Source organism: Halobacteriovorax sp. JY17 (genome assembly GCF_002753895.1).
GTDB lineage: Bacteria > Bdellovibrionota > Bacteriovoracia > Bacteriovoracales > Bacteriovoracaceae > Halobacteriovorax.
In genome coordinates this window covers 963702-981260 of sequence record NZ_NJER01000001.1, presented here as the reverse complement: position 1 = coordinate 981260, position 17559 = coordinate 963702, and the positions used below count along the sequence as shown (strand labels likewise).

The 17559-nt window shown below is 37.2% G+C and carries 19 protein-coding genes; 9 read left to right on the top strand and 10 right to left on the bottom strand.

Annotated features, from left to right (window positions below):
• The first annotated feature begins 88 nt into the window (after window positions 1–88).
• Window positions 89–847, top strand: coding sequence for a hypothetical protein (locus tag CES88_RS04385; protein WP_290731486.1), 759 nt, complete (start codon window positions 89–91; stop codon window positions 845–847).
• Here CES88_RS04385 and CES88_RS04380 read toward each other — a convergent pair.
• Complete coding sequence (locus tag CES88_RS04380) at window positions 844–1824, bottom strand: site-specific integrase (RefSeq protein WP_290731483.1); 981 nt, start codon at window positions 1822–1824, stop codon at window positions 844–846. The two genes, CES88_RS04385 and CES88_RS04380, sit on opposite strands and share 4 nt — an antisense overlap.
• Window positions 1825–1969: 145 nt before the next feature.
• Here CES88_RS04380 and CES88_RS04375 point away from each other — a divergent pair, with 145 nt between their 5' ends.
• The 5 genes from CES88_RS04375 (at window position 1970) to CES88_RS04355 (ending at window position 7444) form a co-directional block, all read left to right on the top strand.
• Window positions 1970–2701: a hypothetical protein gene (locus CES88_RS04375; protein ID WP_290731480.1), complete on the top strand. Its 732-nt coding sequence runs from the start codon at window positions 1970–1972 to the stop codon at window positions 2699–2701.
• 225 nt (window positions 2702–2926) lie between these two features.
• Entirely contained in the window at window positions 2927–3766 is an 840-nt protein-coding gene (gene rnc / locus CES88_RS04370; protein WP_290731477.1) for a ribonuclease III, read from the top strand.
• The gene (gene era, locus CES88_RS04365; RefSeq protein WP_290731474.1) at window positions 3756–4736 is read left to right on the top strand and encodes a GTPase Era; all 981 of its coding nucleotides are present in this window, start codon (window positions 3756–3758) and stop codon (window positions 4734–4736) included. Before rnc ends, era begins: the two co-directional genes overlap by 11 nt.
• Before the next feature lie 9 nt (window positions 4737–4745).
• The gene (locus tag CES88_RS04360; RefSeq protein ID WP_290731471.1) at window positions 4746–6572 is read left to right on the top strand and encodes a GTPase; all 1827 of its coding nucleotides are present in this window, start codon (window positions 4746–4748) and stop codon (window positions 6570–6572) included.
• A gap of 17 nt (window positions 6573–6589) precedes the next feature.
• The gene (locus CES88_RS04355) at window positions 6590–7444 is read left to right on the top strand and encodes a phosphatase domain-containing protein (RefSeq protein WP_290731467.1); all 855 of its coding nucleotides are present in this window, start codon (window positions 6590–6592) and stop codon (window positions 7442–7444) included.
• Window positions 7445–7447: 3 nt separating this feature from the next.
• On the opposite strand, the gene CES88_RS04350 is transcribed toward CES88_RS04355, so the two are convergent.
• Window positions 7448–8215, bottom strand: coding sequence for a hypothetical protein (locus CES88_RS04350; RefSeq protein WP_290731464.1), 768 nt, complete (start codon window positions 8213–8215; stop codon window positions 7448–7450).
• Between the two features lie 7 nt (window positions 8216–8222).
• Window positions 8223–8720, bottom strand: a complete 498-nt coding sequence (locus CES88_RS04345) for a hypothetical protein (protein WP_290731461.1) — start codon at window positions 8718–8720, stop codon at window positions 8223–8225.
• A gap of 169 nt (window positions 8721–8889) precedes the next feature.
• Here CES88_RS04345 and CES88_RS04340 point away from each other — a divergent pair, with 169 nt between their 5' ends.
• From CES88_RS04340 to CES88_RS04330, 3 genes are read left to right on the top strand one after another with little or no spacing between them, the layout of a single operon-like run.
• Entirely contained in the window at window positions 8890–9558 is a 669-nt protein-coding gene (locus tag CES88_RS04340; RefSeq protein ID WP_290731458.1) for a tetratricopeptide repeat protein, read from the top strand.
• Window positions 9558–10667 carry a PQQ-binding-like beta-propeller repeat protein gene (locus tag CES88_RS04335; protein ID WP_290731456.1) on the top strand — a complete coding sequence of 370 codons (1110 nt, stop codon included), beginning with the start codon at window positions 9558–9560 and terminating at the stop codon, window positions 10665–10667. The genes CES88_RS04340 and CES88_RS04335 overlap by 1 nt, the downstream gene beginning before the upstream one ends.
• A gap of 10 nt (window positions 10668–10677) precedes the next feature.
• The gene (locus CES88_RS04330) at window positions 10678–11124 is read left to right on the top strand and encodes a hypothetical protein (RefSeq protein WP_290731453.1); all 447 of its coding nucleotides are present in this window, start codon (window positions 10678–10680) and stop codon (window positions 11122–11124) included.
• Window positions 11125–11142: 18 nt separating this feature from the next.
• Here the strand turns inward: CES88_RS04330 and CES88_RS04325 are convergent, their stop codons facing one another.
• Genes CES88_RS04325 through CES88_RS04295 form a run of 7 tightly spaced genes read right to left on the bottom strand, consistent with a single transcriptional unit; the run spans window position 11143 to window position 17559 of the window.
• Complete coding sequence (locus CES88_RS04325) at window positions 11143–12399, bottom strand: NAD(P)/FAD-dependent oxidoreductase (protein WP_290731450.1); 1257 nt, start codon at window positions 12397–12399, stop codon at window positions 11143–11145.
• A gap of 19 nt (window positions 12400–12418) precedes the next feature.
• Window positions 12419–13615 carry a thiolase family protein gene (locus CES88_RS04320; protein WP_290731448.1) on the bottom strand — a complete coding sequence of 399 codons (1197 nt, stop codon included), beginning with the start codon at window positions 13613–13615 and terminating at the stop codon, window positions 12419–12421.
• 8 nt (window positions 13616–13623) lie between these two features.
• Window positions 13624–14304, bottom strand: coding sequence for a 3-hydroxyacyl-CoA dehydrogenase family protein (locus CES88_RS04315; protein WP_290731445.1), 681 nt, complete (start codon window positions 14302–14304; stop codon window positions 13624–13626).
• Window positions 14291–15154 carry a 3-hydroxyacyl-CoA dehydrogenase NAD-binding domain-containing protein gene (locus tag CES88_RS04310; RefSeq protein ID WP_290731443.1) on the bottom strand — a complete coding sequence of 288 codons (864 nt, stop codon included), beginning with the start codon at window positions 15152–15154 and terminating at the stop codon, window positions 14291–14293. Before CES88_RS04310 ends, CES88_RS04315 begins: the two co-directional genes overlap by 14 nt.
• 8 nt (window positions 15155–15162) lie before the next feature.
• Window positions 15163–15981 carry a Phenylacetic acid catabolic protein gene (locus CES88_RS04305; protein WP_290731440.1) on the bottom strand — a complete coding sequence of 273 codons (819 nt, stop codon included), beginning with the start codon at window positions 15979–15981 and terminating at the stop codon, window positions 15163–15165.
• Window positions 15982–15990: 9 nt separating this feature from the next.
• Window positions 15991–16779 (bottom strand): enoyl-CoA hydratase-related protein, encoded by a 789-nt coding sequence (locus CES88_RS04300; RefSeq protein WP_290731436.1) that lies wholly within the window; start codon window positions 16777–16779, stop codon window positions 15991–15993.
• Window positions 16780–17559, bottom strand: coding sequence for an enoyl-CoA hydratase-related protein (locus tag CES88_RS04295; RefSeq protein ID WP_290731433.1), 780 nt, complete (start codon window positions 17557–17559; stop codon window positions 16780–16782). It abuts the gene before it with no gap.

Sequence of the window (17559 nt, the reverse complement as noted above, 5' to 3'; positions counted from 1 at the left end):
TTATATGAAATCTTTTACTTTGTGGTTTCTCCTCATTTCTTCACTTCTCCTTTCATGGCAAATCTACGCGGTGAGTGGGGAGAATTACGTGGATTATTCAAAATTCTCTAAAGAATTAGCACAGGAATTACAACAAGATATTACTAAGCTTGAAGAGTTAGAGGATGAAGATTCTTTTTACGAGAAAGACTTCGATTACTCTTCGTTCTCTGCGAGAGTCACAGATAGAGATAAGACTTCTAATATTATAAAAATTTCTTCTGAAAATAGAAATATTAAATTCTTTAGAGCTGGGGACGAAGTTCTTTTTAATATCGCAAGTATGAAAGACAGAGAAAAGTGTGAAGGCCATGTTCGATCTGTGGAAGATAAGTACTTTGTTATCTTTGTGAAGGATTTAATTCCTTGTTGGGGAAAGAGTGAGTACTTTAGAAGAGGAACAGTGCTAGTCGTTAAATCTTTTCGCTTGGCCGAAAGAGTGCGCGAAGCTTCTATTTATAGAGGAATACTTTTGAAGAGAAAGAAGAGTTTCTTTAAGCAACTCAATAGTGTGAACCACTTTGTTTGGTCTTACAATCAGCAGAAAGTAAAGGTTGCCGCAGAATATGATAAAGAAATCATGCGAATAAGAAAGAAGAAACAGCGCGCTCTAGAAGAGTTACAACTTAATAAGAAAGATCAGATTGTCTTACAAAAAGAGCTTATTCAAAGACTTGATGGTGTCGATGAAGACCTAGATTTTTACCGAATCGAAAAAGATGAACTACAAGTGGATCGTTGGCACTTAGATCAAGACTTAGGCGTTCCTGTAGGCAATAGACCAATTAAAGCGAAACCTAAGCTTTAGTCTTTTGAGAGATAATTCTTATAGAGCTCACCTAAGAAGTTTTCATTATAGATATGATTTAGCATATGCTCTTTATAGAGTTTTAAACTATAAGTCGGAGCAACTCCCATCCATTCTTTAATCAGCGTTTCATTGTGATCTTGAGTAAGCCATTTAAAAATACAGGCCTGTCTTAGAGCCTTAGGAGTCAGAGTAATTTGAAGCTTCTTTCTATAATCTTCAAAGATAACCTCTAGTCCTCTAGGGCTTAGTGAACCAGAGAGAATACGATAAGGGTTAGCGTTAAAGAGAAGCTCATCAAAGTTTGTGGCAGACTTTATTTTCATGTCGCTTAGTTTTAATAAGTACTCTTCTAAAACGGTCTTAAAAATAGGTGGAAGAGGAATTGTATAAGGGTCTCTCTTTGGATGATTAATAAGCACTCTTGGAGAGTCCCCATCTAGAAAGATATTACTTGTTTTGAGTTTACTTAAGTCTGAAACTTTTAATCCCGCTCCGTAAATAAGAAGCATCACGATTTGATTTCTTCTTGCAATCAGAGCGAGCATTTCGTTCTTAGAAGTCGATTCCTCTAGAAGAGAGACCCATAGAGTTTTTACATCAATGAATGGAGTAGGTCTTGGTATATCTAGAAACTTAGGAGATGTTGGAAGCTTTCTCACAGGGTTTGATTCAAATAAGTTTTGCTCGACTAAGTAGTCAAAGAAAATTCTTAGGGCCTGAACGCGTCTTCTTCTTGAGTTATCAGAATTATACTTTTCTTCAAGATAGGTTCCATAGAGTTGTACTTGGGCCATATTGAAATTTGTAATATCAGTGTCTTTATCATTCTTTAATAGGTAGTGATTGAAGCAATCGAGATCAGTCTTATAATTTTTGAGAGTATTTTGACTTCTTCCCATGGACTTTAGCTTTAAAAAGAAATCTCTTTGGAGCTCATTTAAATCTAATTCATTATATGATCTATTCTTTTGCATATTCATTCCTATTTCTAAAAGACCTTTATTGTAGCGCTGGTAAATCTATCTTGTCCAATGACAGGGATGTATAAATTACAAAATATATTTACAATTTTCTGCATCGTGTTATTTTGCTGTTCACAGAACTAAGAGAGGAGTTTAAATGAAGAAGTTAATTCTAGGAATGGTAATTGCTACTATTTCAATTGGTGCCCAGGCCGGAAGATTTGATATTGATGTGAATATCAACGCTAACGATAGACTTAAGAATTGTCGTGAAAATGTTAGAACTTTAAAAGACGAAAACGTTACATTGAAGAGTATCCTCTCAACTACTGAGTCTCGTTTATCACAATGCCAAGTTGACTTGAGAAATCAGGGAAATAACGGTGAAGTGAGAAGATTGCAACAAGACCTAAATCAAGCGAATCAAGCAATTACTAGACTTGAAAATACAGTTGATAATAAGAACGCTAAGATTCAAGATTTAAAGCGTGAGATCCAAGAGCTTCAAGACCAACTTAATCCAAGAACTCCAAGATTTGATCTTGCTGATTCCATCAGAGCTTGTGGACTAATTAAGAATTCTTCTTACTCTTCATATTGCGCGGCAAATGCTCGTAAATATCAAGTTAGAGCAAAAGTTATTGAGAATTGTGCAAAAATCAATAACGCATACTACGCTTCTGAATGTGTAGAAGATGCAGGTGAATTTAATGCTAATGCTCGTCAAGTTGAAGAGTGTGCGAAAATTTCGAACACTTCTTATGCGGGTCAATGTGTTGTTTCTGCCGGTAAGGGAAAAGTTCCTGCTGACGTGATTGCAGCTTGTAGAGCTACTTCTAGTAATTCTTACTACCAGGCTCAATGTGTTGCAGACTCTGGAATACAGTAATAAGAATCTTGTCCTGACACCCACACCGTCAAATAAGATTTAATCACTATATGGCTCGACTTAAGTATTCAAAATTGCTTAAGTCGAGTTTTTTTGTTGGTGGCAGGATTCTGTCATCATCTATAAAAAGTTCACTCAGAATTAATAAAGGGTGAAATTAAGTTAATATTTTCAAAACTATTGAAATCAATCAGCTTATTTGCTATTTATAAGCCAAATTTGAATATGAGTGAGAAACCGATGACCTTTAATACGAACGAGACTTTGTCTGCTGTTTTTATGCACGATAATTCCAGCGAGAATTTTGATAAGTTTTCAGACTTAAGTGCTGTATTAGAGAGTCACCAATTACTTCTTACTCTTCAAGAAAATATCTCCCATAAATTTAAAAATCAATCATTACTTATAGAGGCCCTTGCTCATTCTTCATTTGGTCATGAAAAATTAGGCGACTCTACGAAGTCTTATGAGCGCTTAGAGTTTCTTGGAGACAGTGTCCTTGGACTAATTGTCACTGATTCTTTACAAGAAAAATTTCCAACTCTTGCTGAAGGACAACTTTCTAAGCTTAGAGCGTCCCTTGTTAATGAACAGAGTCTAGGGAATCTTGCGAGTAGTATTTCACTAGAGAAAATGATCCTTCTTGGAAAAGGTGAACTCCAAAATCAGGGCCATACGAGAAGCTCAATTCTCTGTGATGTTTTTGAAAGTATTATCGGAGCAATTTATAAAGACTCTTCTTTTGAACAGGCCAAGAAGAGTTTTAGCGAAATCATTTCAAAATTTGAAAAAAATAATAATACAAAATTCTTCGATCAAGAGAATTTATTCGACTTTGATGGAAAGACGAGACTTCAAGAATTAACGATGTCTCTCTATAAATGTCTCCCTGTATATAAGTCGACACAACTTTCAAATGGACACTTCGAAGTCGTCGCGACAGTGGAGGATAGATTCTCTGCCTCCGGAGAGTTCTCTTCGAAGAAAAAAGGTGAACAAAGTTTAGCAAAGAAATTAATAGAAGAAATAAATAAAAACGCGAAAAGGAGCACACATGTTAATTGAGCATCAACACCCAGACAATAAGACTATTATGGTTGCCGTTCTTGGGGCACCAAATGTTGGAAAGAGTTCGATAGTAAATTACTTACTAGGAATGGATCTTTCTGTTGTAACGAGCAAGGCTCAAACAACGAGAAATAAGATTCACTGTGTATTCACAGTTGATCGTACTGAAATTGTTTTAGTTGATACTCCGGGTCTGCATAAGACTAATCAAGAATTAAATAAGAGATTAAATGAGCAAGCGAGAGAAGGTGTTGATGGTGCTGATTTAAACTTACTTTTAATTGATTTAACAAGACCAGTTCTTGGACAGCTTCAAGACTTTAAAGACAATATGGAAAGTGAGAAATTTGAAAAGACATGGATCATTTTTAATAAGTGCGACCGTGTTGAGAATTACCAAGAGCTTCCTCTCTCACTTGTTATGGATAAGATGCAAGAGATCATGCCAGAGATTGAAAGAGGAATTGTTGTTTCAACTAAAGATGGAACAAATATGCACAAGCTTACAGGTCTCTTAGTAGATGAAGCTCAACCAGGTCCTCATTACTATGACGATGGTTCAGTATCTAATAAGAATCAAAGATTCTTTGCGACTGAATATATTAGAGAACAAGCGTTTGAATTACTCAATGCTGAACTTCCATATGAGCTTGCTGTAGTTATTGATGAATATAAAGACATGAAGCCTAAGCACGGTGAAGAGAATCCAAAGGTAAAGTCACATATCTCTGCTTCGATTCTTGTTAACCGCCCATCGCAAAGAGCAATCGTTGTTGGGACAAAAGGCGGAATGATAAAAGAAATTGGTACACGCTCAAGAAAGAAAATTGAAGCGATGGTCGGTGGACAAGTTCACTTGAATCTTCACGTTAAAGTTTCTCCTAAGTGGATGAAGAATAACCTTATCTTAGAAGAAATTGGTCTTCCAAGAGCGAAGGATTCTAACAGAGTATGGCGTAGTAGATAGGAAATTATTATGAAAAACAGATCAATGGTAGTGTCATTAATCGGTAGACCAAATGTGGGAAAGAGTTCGCTCTTTAACCGAATAATGCAAAAACAACATAAAGCGATCACTCATGATCAGCCAGGTGTAACTAGAGATAGACATTATGGGATCACAACAATTGATGATCTTCATGCTATTGCGCCGGCCGACGTTATCTTAGTTGATACAGGAGGTTTCTATCCTGAGAGAATCGATGAGAGAGGAAAGAATACTGAAGAGCAGAATGCAAATAAGTTCTTCAATATTATGACTGATCACGCTCGTATGGCGATTCAGGAATCAGACCTTGTTTTATTTGTAGTAGACGTTAGAGAGGGAGCACTTCCTTTTGATAGAACTATTGCAGATTATATTAGAACGACAAAGAAACCTTTCCTTGTAGTTGCTAATAAGTACGATACTGATAAGCAAATGGGTGAGGAAGTTGATTTCTATTCACTAGGAATTAATGGTGATGAACTCTTTACAACAAGTGCTACTCACGGACGTGGGGTAACACTTTTAAAAGAAAAAATTCAGACAATGTCACATGAATTTTCTAAAGAGAAGCTGAAGAATGCTCCTGAAATCTCTAAAGGTGTAACTCCAAGAGAAGAAGTTGTAGCAAAGATTGCTCTTATTGGTGCACCTAATGCAGGAAAATCAACTCTTTTAAATTTACTTGTTGGTTCAGAGAGAGCTCTCGTTAGTGATATTGCAGGAACAACAGTCGATCCAATTGAAGGGTTCTTTGATCTCTACTTTGGGCATGATGCTAAGATTCTTGAAGAAGATCAGGGCCTATCATCAAATGATGGAATGCTCTTTCGTCAGTACGAAGAGTTTAGAAGAAATAATGCAGATGTTTATCAACAAATGGTTGATGCTTATGCAATTGAAGAAGATGATGACAAGAATGTTGGAATGGAACACTTTGAGGTGGACTATGAACTTACAAGTCTTGTGACTGAAGAGCTTGAAAACCAAAAGAGCGAATCTTTTGAGAAGAACTTTGAACAAGTCTTTGCTGAAGAAGAAGAAGATTCTCTTGAAGCAGAAGAAGTTGAAAGCAATATTGAAGAAGACGAAGGAAGTTTTTGGCGTTCAATTCATATCGTTGATACGGCAGGGATAAGAAGACAGAAGACCGTTAGTGGATTTATCGAATCTCAATCAGTTTATCGCTCTCTAAGAAGTATCACAGAGTCTGATGTTGTCGTTGTGATGGTTGATGCAACAAACGGAATCGGTCACCAAGATAGACGTCTCATTGATATCTCTCTTGAAAAAGGGAAGTCTGTTGTCGTTGCTCTTAATAAAATGGATCTCATGAAAGCTGAGCTTCCAGATGAGAAAGCGAAGAGAGATTGGCTAGAAAATTTAAGACGTGATGTTCCTTGGTTAGATTTTTGTGATCTCATTACAATCTCAGCGAAGCAAAATAAAGGAATTAAGCAATTAAGAGAGTCTATTAAGAAGACCATCTTAGTTAGAAGTAAGAGTATTCCTACTGGTGAGCTAAATAGATACGTTTTTGATCTCGTTGAGAGAAATCCTGTTATTGCCAAGAGTCATGGGGCGAAGAGATTTAAGGTGAAGTATACTTCGATGATTAAATCTGGGCCTCCAACATTTCTTATGTTTACGAATAAGTCTCAAGGTATTCCTGAGCATTATAGAAGATACCTTGTCAATGCGATTAGGTCTGGGTTTAAGTTGTACAACACTCCTGTTCATTTAATTTTTAGAACGGGGAATGACTTAGCAGATAGAATGAAGAAGTCTAAAATGGCAATGGCATTAGACGATAGATAAATAAGGATAGGAAGACTATGAAATTATTATTGACGATTTTATTAATAGCAAATTTTAGTATTCAGGCGAAGACTCTCGTTATTTCAGATATCGATGATACTTTGAAGCGAACTAATGTTCTTGGATATTTTACTGGTGGAATTAGCGCAACTAATCCTTTCATCGGTCTTCCTGAGCTTTTTAATGATTTTCTTTGCAATGAAGAGCCGACTCAAGAAGCCGCCGACTATTGTAGAAAATTTAGAGGGCATAATCATTCGGCAAAGAGATCTCTTATCTACGTGACAGCGGCAAGTGGACGACTGCAGTTGTTTGGTCGTGAGTTTATCTCTAGATCAAATTTTCCTCAAGTAACTGTCGTGGGGAAAGATTCTGGTGAGGATACTCTGGAGTATAAAACTCGTACGGTTAAAGAAATCATCCAAGGTGGTGAATATGATGAAATTATCTTAATTGGAGATAATGGACAGCACGATGCTCGTGCTTATAAAGCGGTTTCAGACTTCTTTCCTAATAAGAAAATTACAACTTATATTCATCAAGTTTATAATCCTTATGGTTTTTATAAAGATGATGAGAAGAAAGGGGTTGAACTTGAAGAGGGGCAGATCGCATATTTTACTGCTAGTGACCTAGGCTTAGAATTTTTTTCTAAGGGATTAATTACTGAGAAGCAATTAATTTCTATTTCAAAAGAAGTCAGTAAATATATCTTATCTTCAAACGATGAACTTTACGAGCAAGTTATTCCGGAGTGGTCTAGCTGCAAGCCTTTTATTGCAAACTACCAAAGACCTAAGGTTGAAGTTTCTAAAGAGACGGCCATTATTTTAAATTCAATTGAAAAAAGAATGAAGAGGCTTTGTAGATAGCCTCTACCAATTCCAAATATAGGACAACATAGTGGTGAATGCATCACCACTTAAGTCTTCAATGACTGGTCTATAAGCGCCAGTATTCTTATCAAAGAAATTTACATTGTGATAGAGAACTTCAAGACCTAGGTAAGACTCTTTAAGTTTTATAGGAAACTCTAGCCCACCACCAAGGCCAACGCCAAGTCCTCCACCATTTCTATTTGGGATATTCTCGTTATCGATAAACTTATTTGTGGTGTACCAGTATTCAAGCCTTGCTGTCATATAAGGATTTGAGTAAGTAATGGCCGTTCCAAGGTTTGCTGTGTCTATATAGTACTTATAACCAGTGTAGACGCGAAGCTGACTCACTTGCACAAAGCTTGGAGCTTCTCCGTTAAATCCTTCAAGATTTGTTTGATCAAAGTACATATTATGTCTTGAGAAGCCAATTCCAATGGAGATAGCTGTTTGAAAATCTCTAAAGACACTTAATTGAATTCCATAACTAGGATGTTCGTTCTCGTAAACCACTCCTCTATTTCCTGTGAAAGAAGTGATTCCAAGGCTAAAAGAAAAAGTAAAGAACCTTCCATAACGATAAAATCTCTCATCTTCCATGACTTGATTACTTTCAATATCTTCATTAAAGTCAGAGAAGATATCTCCACCAATACTTAGGTCTTCCTCTTCAATACTAAAGCCATCGTTAACACCTGCTTGGGCAAAAGCGGCAAAAGATAGTGTGAAGCAAATTAAAATCTTTATTAAATTATTTAAAAACATCTCTTCCTTATAAGTAGAAGTGTGCAGCAGCTACGACAAAAGAGTCGCCAACTGTTTGTACTCTAAACTCATTCACCTTGTTAAAGGAAAGTCCAAATTCAAAACTAAAGCCAATACTTGCAAGGCCTGTAAAACTGAATTCACTTCCCATTGTTAAATCAAATTGAAATCCAGACTTTGAAACGCCAACTCCTTGCTTCTCATTTATAAGGCCTGCTAGAATAGCGCCATAGAAGTTAAGTTGAGGCTCTTCAAAAATATTTCTGTAAAGTTTAAAACCAGCTCCCCAGCCACCTGAATTTTCATCGGTATCAACGGCGACGAGGGCCCCGATAGCAGTTGACTTTGATTTCTGTATTTTAAAAGAAATTGCAGGTAGGTCAGTTTTAAATTGATTAGACATTCCAATTCCTAGTCTTCCGATGCGATCTAGCGCCATAGATGCCGTACTTCCCAGTAATAGAGTCGAAATTAGAATAACTTTATATACAATTGCTCTTCTCATTATGCTTCCTTGCACAAAACGTTGAAATTTTCTTATATTTTATCATAAACCATTCTTTCTATTTTTGACAACTTAGGGCAAGAATTCTAAAATTTCAAAGTATTAAAAAACGTAATAAATTTTGGCGGTGCGGCGCACCTGCCCAGACCATTAGGATAAGGAAGTAACTATGGCCACAGCAACAACACCACATAACCCTGTAGATGAAGCATTATATGAAACAGAGCTTGGAGCTTTCATTGCGAAAAATAAATCTTCTGTCATTGGCCTTGTTGTCTTAATCATTTTAGGAGTTTTCGCTTGGGGCGGATACGTTGCTTATAAGAGTAGTCAAAATGATAAATTAGGGGCTGTCGTTTATGAATTTAAAGCGAAGAGCTTTGATTCTCTTGTGACTAAGAAGATAGCGCCAGCTGATTATACAAAAGGTTATCTTGAAATGGCTTCCAAAGTTGGTAGCTTTGTAGGTTTAACTCCTCTTGCAATCAATAGTAGTGATGAATTAACAAAGCAGGGAGACTTGGAAGGTTCTTTAAAAGTTTTAGAGACTGTAAAAGACCAATCTAACCCGTATATTATTTACTTCATTCATTCAAGAATGGCGGTAAATCATGAAGACCTTGGCAATGTTGATAAGGCGATTGCTGATCTGGAAAAAATTGTTAAAGCAAATGTTAAAGTTATGGAGTCTAAGACTTACTTAGACCTTGGACGTCTCTATCTTAAGAAAGGTGAGAAAGCTAAGGCGAAGACTAATTTTCAATATGTCATTGATAATCTTGGACAAGCTGAATTTGTAAAACTTGCTAAGTTATACTTAGCTGGAATGGAGTCTTAGTGCATAAAATACTTTTAATCTCTATCGCTCTCTTTTTCGTTTCTTGCTCTTCTATAAAGAATTTAGAAATTGAGGGAGTGAAGGAAGAAGAAACTGCTTTTAGAGTGATGTGGAATAAGAATCAGGATCCAGTTCATCAAACGGGCAATCTTCCTATCGCTTTGAATTCACCACTTATTCATGATGGGATTCTCTACGTTGGTCATAACCAAGGTTATATGAAGGCCTATCAATTAGATAATGGTAAAGAAGTTTGGTCTAAGTATGATGATGGAGCTTATCACTCTAAGCCTGTGGTCTATAAAGATTGGGTTATTTATGGAAATGCGAAGGGGAGAGTTTTTGCTAGACATTCTCTGACAGGAAAAGCTGAGTATATGGTAGATCTTGATGCGGCCATTGAAACTCAAGGAGTTGTTTATAAAGATAGAATTATTTTTCATACAAGAAATCATAAAATTTTCTGTCTTGATGTAAATACGGGGAAAATCCTTTGGTCATATAAGAGATCAGTTCCATACTTGACAACAATTCAAAGGGCTTCTAAACCACTTGTTTATAAAGATAAGATTTACGTTGGTTTTTCTGACGGTCAAATCGGAGCCTTTAGCTTAGAAGAGGGAGTTATTCTTTGGGAGAGAAGATTATCAACTGGGAATAAGTTTGTTGATGTAGATTCGACACCGACTCTTTTTAAGTCAAGTATTCTAGCAGGCTCAATTAATGGTGATCTTGCTATGCTAGATCCAAACTCTGGAGAAATTCAAAGAAGGCTGCCATATAAAGTTTCAAGAGCTCCTATTCTTTATAAGGGACAACTTCTCGTTCCTACAATCTTTGGAGATATTGCTGTTCTTGATAAAGACTTAGTAGAAAAAGAGCTGATTAGCATTTCAAAAGTTCCTGTGAGTAGTATTACTCCTTGGAAAGGTGGATTAGCTGTAAGTTCTGTGGGAGGAGAAATCCTTCTCTTAGATGATGTTACTTTTAAAGTGAGAGATCACTTTCAACTTGGGCATGCCTATAGTGGTGTTCATGGTGAATTAGATAATTCAGATAGCTATCTTGCAGCATTAAGCTCAAGAAATAGATTGTACGTATTTAAGTAAGGTGTTTTTTATGAAGAAAATTTTATTACTTTGCCTTCTCTCTTTAGCTGCTTCTTGTGCAACGGCAACTAAGCAGGCCATAGAGTCTGATCGAGTAAAAGTTGGAAAAGTTAAAAATGAAAAAGATGTTGTTAAGAAGGCCAGAGAAGTTCTTGCGAAGTCTAAGATTTCAGAAAAACAGAAACAACAATTTGTAGACTTGTATAGAAGCCATAGAGCAGAAGCAGATTCTATTGAAGAGAAAATTAGAGAGTATAGGGTTGTTCTTCTAAAAACTCTTGTTGCAAAGAACTTTAGTCAGAGAAAATTTGATATCGTAGCAAATAAGATTAAGAAATTAGTTTTAAAGCGATATGATTTATCAATGAAGCAGTACAAAGAAGGAAAGAAAATTCTCGGTGTAGACGCTGGTAGCGTTTACGATGATCCTTGGTTTGAAATTATGCATAAATTCTAAAGAAAATGAGAAGAAGCTCTATGCTTCTTCTCTCTCGTTTCCTTTGATGAGCCTCGCTCCTCGTTGTTCCGTAATATAACTATAGACCCAGTCAAAGAAGATAAAGACTCTATTTCTAAATAGAACGAGAAAGAGTAGGTGGACTAAGCACCAAGCGCACCAAGCGATAAAACCTGAAATGCGAATTTTTCCAAGTTCTAGAATTGCTTTACTCTTACCAATTGTCGCCATTGAACCTTTATCAATATATTTAAAGGACTCTCTCTTTCCTTTAGGAAGTTTCTTGTTGATGAGTTGAGCGACATACTTCCCTTGTTGAGCGGCAACTGGAGCAAGTCCTGGAAGAAACCCTTCTCCTCGCTTAAAGGCCGAAGCATCGCCAATGACGAAAATATTGGGAAATCCTTCAATACTACAATCGCTTTCAACCATAGCTCTTCCCATTCGATCAAGACTTGTATCTAGTTTTAAAAGAATTGGGTTGGCCTTATTTCCTGCTGCCCAAACAATATTCTTCGTAGGAATAAACTCTTCGCCGACAGTTACACCTTCTTCAGTAATTTCTTTAACAAAGGAGTTTAGTTTGACTGTGACTCCAAGGGACTCTAGGTCGTCTTTTGATTTCTCTGATAATGAAGGATGAAAAGTACTTAAAACTCTTTGGCCACCTTCAATGAGATAAATTTTAGAAGACTTTGGATCAATATTGCTGAAGTTCTTTGCAAGTGTTTTAGTCGCAATCTCTGCAATGGCCCCCGCCATCTCAACACCGGTCGGTCCTGCTCCAATAACAACAAAAGTAGTGAGAGCTGAAATTTTCTTAAGATCAGTTTCAAGCTCACTTTTTTCAAAACTTCTTAGAACATTTTCTCGAATACTAAGAGCGTCGTCTAAACTTTTTAGGCCAGGGGCGAGTTTCTCCCATTGATCATTTCCAAAGTAAGAATGCCTTGCTCCAGTAGCTAGAATTAAGTTTTTAAAGGAGACTTGATTACCTGAACTTATAGTTACAGTAGAGTTCTCCTTAGATATTTCAATGACTTCGTCCATTATGATTGTAATAGACGAATATTTCTTTAGAATTTCTCTTATAGGTGTCGCAATATCAGCAGGGGATAAGCCTGCTGTTGCTACTTGATAGAGTAAGGGCTGAAAGAGATGGTGATTCGTTCTATCTATTAGAAGAACTTCTTTATTCTTCTTTCCTAGTTTTATAGCAGCATTTAATCCACCAAAACCACCACCAACAATTATTGTTTCAAATGTCTTCTTCACTTACTGATCCTAGATCAATTTAAACTTTCTTTACAGAAAGAGCGATCCCTTGTCCAACGCCAATACACATTGTCGCGAGTCCCTCTTTAAGGTCATCTCTATCTTTCATAATATGAATAAGTGTTGTGAGAATTCGAGCCCCTGAACAACCGAGAGGGTGCCCTAGTGAAATAGCACCACCATTAAGATTTACCTTACTCTCATCAATTCCAAGCTCTCTCATACAAGCGAGAGATTGAGCAGCGAAGGCCTCGTTGAGTTCAAAGACGTCGAAGTCTGAAACTTTCTTATTAAAGTCTTTGCAAAGCTTCTTTGTTGCTTCAATTGGGCCAAGTCCCATTACACTTGGATGAACTCCTCTTACGGCAGCTCCAGTTATTTCAACTAGAGGAGTAAGATTGTGCTTTTTTAGAAAATCTTCTGAAACAACAACTACAGCACTCGCGCCATCATTCATCTGGCTCGCGTTACCTGCTGTTACAGTTCCACCATCTCTAAAGACTGTTTTAAGTTTTCCAAGAACTTCTAGGTTTGTATCAGGTCTCGGACCTTCGTCTCTAGAAACTATATGTGAGCTCTTTCTAAGCTTTACTTCTATTGGAAGAACTTCTTGTGTAAATCTTCCTTCTTCCCAAGCACTATGGGCCTTTAGGTGAGAATTTAGAGCAAACTTATCTTGATCTTCTCTGGATATTTTATATTGCTCGGCCACTTCTTCTGCGGTCTCTCCCATGCCAAGAAGAGGGAAGAGCTCTTTCATTTTTGGATTTGGAAATCTCCAACCAAAAGTTGTGTCATACATTTTAGAGTCTCTACCAAAAGGAGTAGAGCCTTTTGAAATGACTAAAGGCGCCCTTGTCATACTCTCGGCACCACCAACTACAAAGCAATCTCCAAAGCCTGCGCTTATTCTCCCTACTGCGTCCATGACGGCATCTAGAGAAGAACCGCAGAGGCGGTTAATTGTTGTGGCCGGAACTTCAAATGGAAATTCTGCGAGTGTCGAGGCCATTCTCGCAAGGTTTCTATTGTCTTCCCCTGCTTGGTTGGCACAACCTGCGATCACATCATCAATTTCAGTTAAATCAAAGTTTGCCCAAGACTTAATATCTTTAAAGAGGTGAGCTAGCATGTCGTCAACTCTTACTTGAGAGAGTGCTCCGCCAAGTTTTCCAATAGGAGTTCTCTTTGCATAAACGATATAAGATTTTTTCATAAGTATCCTTAAAGTAAATTCGCTTCTAGACGAAGTTTTTGACTAGGTCTGTAGCGAGGATCGGCTGTCTCTTTATAGAGTTCTTCTAAGAGGCGAAGAATATTCTTGTGGCCAATTTTTGCTGCCCATTCAAATGGCCCGAGAGGGTAGTTCACACCAAATTTCATGGCCGTATCAATGTCTTTTGGACGAGCGAGATTATCTTCTAAAGAAAAGTAGGCTTCATTAATTATCATTGAAACCACTCTAGGATAGGTAAATCCAATTCCTGGTGTATCAACTCTTAGACCTTCAACTTCTATCATCTTAAAGAACTCTAGAAGACCTTCGTTAGTTCTCTCATCAATAGCGTAGTATTCGTAGCAATTTGTTGGAGAAGGGAAGTTAAAAGAGAGTGCTCCTCTAAGTCCCGAAACTTTTTCAATGAAAAGCTCTCCCCAGTAAGTTGAGAGGTCACTAACAATAGGAAAATCAAATTGAATATTTAGGTGTTTTAAGAGCTGTAATTTCTTTTCTGGTTCAATAACAGTAAAGTCTAGAACGAGGTCGCATTCCATATAATGAGACCACTTCTCTTCAAAGGGAGCGTGGGACTCTAAATCATAGAAAATAACATCTAGTTCTTTTAACTTTGAGTAGAATGGATGATTCTTAGTCGCAAGAACGAGGAACTTCTTACTCGTAGTCATAGAAGCCTCCCTTTGTCTTTCTTCCAAGTCGTCCACAGTCCACCATTTTTTTCTGTAATTGGTGTGGAGCAAATCTTGGTTCATTGTAGAAACTATTCCAAACAGATTCTGTGACGGAGTAGTTAATATCAATTCCAATGAGATCCATTAATTCAAATGGCCCCATTTTAAAACCGCCGCATTTCTTTAGAACATTATCAACTTCTTTCATTTTATCAACGTTGTAACTGGAAACAATTCGAAGAGATTCTCCGTAGAAATTTCTGGCCACTCGGTTGACGATAAAACCGGGCGAATCATTGCAGATTGCGACTTCTTTCTTTCGCTCTGTGAACCATTTATCAAAATCAGTAATGATTTCTTCTCTTGTCCAATGACCTTTTATGATTTCGACTAATTTCATAATAGGTGCAGGATTGAAGAAGTGAAGTCCAAGAAACTTCTCTCTTCTAAACTCTGGAAGAGTTTTTGCTAAGCTTGAGATTGGAATTGAACTTGTGTTGGAAGCAAAGATTGTTTCTTTTCCACATATTCCATCTAATTTATTAAAAACATCAGTCTTTATGTCAAGATTTTCAATGATCGCTTCCACTACTAGAGTTGTATCAGCTCTTATATTGTCCCAGTCGACAGCTTCAATAGAAGCTTTAAAGGTTTGAACTTCTTCTTTTGAAAACTTATTTTTCGCCTGAAGCTTTTCCCACGACTGATGAATATTAGATATTGCAGATTTTGCAACATCTGGATTTCCATCTAGTAGTTGTACACTGACTGATTGTTGAGCAAACCACTGAGCAATTCCTTGCCCCATGGTTCCTGCGCCAACAACTAGTACTGAACTAAGAGTCATATAATTCCTTAGTCTCTTGCAGGCTGATCTTCTTCTCTATACTCAGGTATAACAAGACCAACTTCATCACATAGTACTTGAATTTCTTTTACGAAAGCATCTCTTACTTCACCATTAGTTCTAGCTTTAAGACCAAGGTTTACATAGAGATCATTCGCTGCACCTCTTGCTGAACCAAAGACGTTCATCACTCTTGGCCACCAAAGGTTTAGTCTCTCTTGAAGAAACTTCTTGTCTTCAGTTTCCTGAGCAAGAATCTTTACCCACTTATCCCCGTGAGTTAAGTGCATGACTTCTTCTTTATAAATTCCTTCAATCCCTTTCTTCCAAGGAAGGTAACTTGATTGGAGGGTATCTTCTAGTTGATGTCCAGCAGCTCTATCCATTAGAAAGTTAAATAGAATAAAGTCTGTCCAATGATTAATGTTATAGTAGAAGATGTTCACTCTATAATCATCTTTGATTCTCTTGAAACCAATATTGATTTCATCTTCTTCTAATTTATACTCAAGTTGAGTCTTTTCAACGTGAGACATTGTATCGTGACCTAGATCATCTAGGATTTTATAAATAACTGAAGCATGTCTCATTTCATCTTTAACGATTTGAGCAACAATAACTTTCTCTCTTAGAGTAGGAGCTTTCTCAATCCAAGGCATATATCCCATGGCCCCAGAATATTCTGAATCACCTTGCATCCATAGAAGATTTGTAAGGTGCTTTCTATAGAACTCTGGAAGTTCTTCACCTTTTTCAAAAGTTCTACCATTTTTAATTTCTTCAAAAAGAGCTTTTTGCTCAGGAGTGTATTCTCTTGCTGTTGTCATAATCTCTTCCTAGTTTCCTTTAAAGTTTGGTGCTCGTTTTTCAAAGAATGCAGAAAGACCTTCTTTATAGTCTTCTGAATTCCCAAGAAACCTCTGAGCATATATTTCGTTATTAATACTTTCTTTAAATGTACTCTCTGCCGCAAATTGAATATTCTTCTTAATCAATTCTACACAATGCGGGGCCATGGCATTTATTTTCTTGCTCACTTCTTTAGCTGATTCTATTAGTTCAGACGAAACAGAATTAATCAGTCCTGAGCTTGCTAATTCCTCAGAAGTGAGTGGCTCATTAAAGAGAAAAAAGTCTAGAGTTCTCTTTGAACCTAACGCTCTTGTGAAAGTGAAAGAACTTCCCGCATCAGGTGCCAGACCTAGTTTTGAAAATCCTGAAATAAATTTTACTCCAGGGGCCGCTATAATATAGTCACATGCTAGGGCGACTGAAAGTCCAGCTCCTGCACTGACACCATTAATGGCGCCGATAATAATTTTCTTAGAATCTCTTATGCTTTGTACTAAAGGATTCCATTCAGTTTCTAAAGTATTTCCAAGATCGACTGGTTTTTCCCCTGCTTGGACACTTCTATCATTAAGATCTTGTCCGGTGCAAAAGGCCTTTCCCTTAGCTGTTAGAATAATAGATCTAACTTCTGTGTCTTTATTTGCCGCTCTGACTGCTTTGACTATCTCATATTTAGCATCAGCGTTTAGCGCATTGTAAACTTCTTCACGGTTTATAGTAATAAACGCGGTTTGGTCTTCGACTTCATAATTTATAAAAGAGTAGTCACTCATTTAATTTCCTTTGTATTCGGGAGATCTCTTTTCTAAGAAAGCATTCATCCCTTCTTTTTGATCAGCGGAAGCAAATGTTAAATAGAAGTTACGTCTCTCGTATTCAATCCCATCTCGAAGCGACATTTCTTGAGATTTATTAATAGAGTCTTTTATCAATTTTGCTGCAATAGGGGATTTGTCTGCAATCTTCTTGGCCACTTCAAAAGTTTCTTGTAAGAGAGCTACCTCTGGAACGACCTTTGCTATTAAATTACAAGCAAGAGCTTCACGAGCTGTAAGCATTTCACCAGTAAGGGCGAGCATCATTGCTTTACTCTTTCCGATTGCTCTGGTTAGCCTTTGCGTACCACCGGCTCCAGGTGTTGTTCCAATATTTATTTCTGGTTGTCCAAATTTAGCAGTATCTCCTGCAATGACAAAGTCACAGGCCATAGAAAGCTCGTGCCCACCACCAAGAGCGAATCCATTGACGGCTGCAATGATAGGTTTGGTAATCATGGCAAATTCTTTCCAAAGACGAAGTCTCTTATCATTGAGTTGATCCATCGCTGTAGACTCTGCCATCTTCATAATATCTGCACCGGCAGCAAAAGCTCTGTCATCACCAGTAATGATAATACATCTCACTTCTGGAAGCTCCTCAAGTCTTTGAAGTTCACTTACAATCTCTTGAAGAAGATCCGTCGTTAGCGCATTTAAAACTTTTGGTCTATTAAGTTTTAAAAGAGCAACTCGAAGGTCATTGTTAAATGGGTGTGTTGTTATTAATTCGCTCAT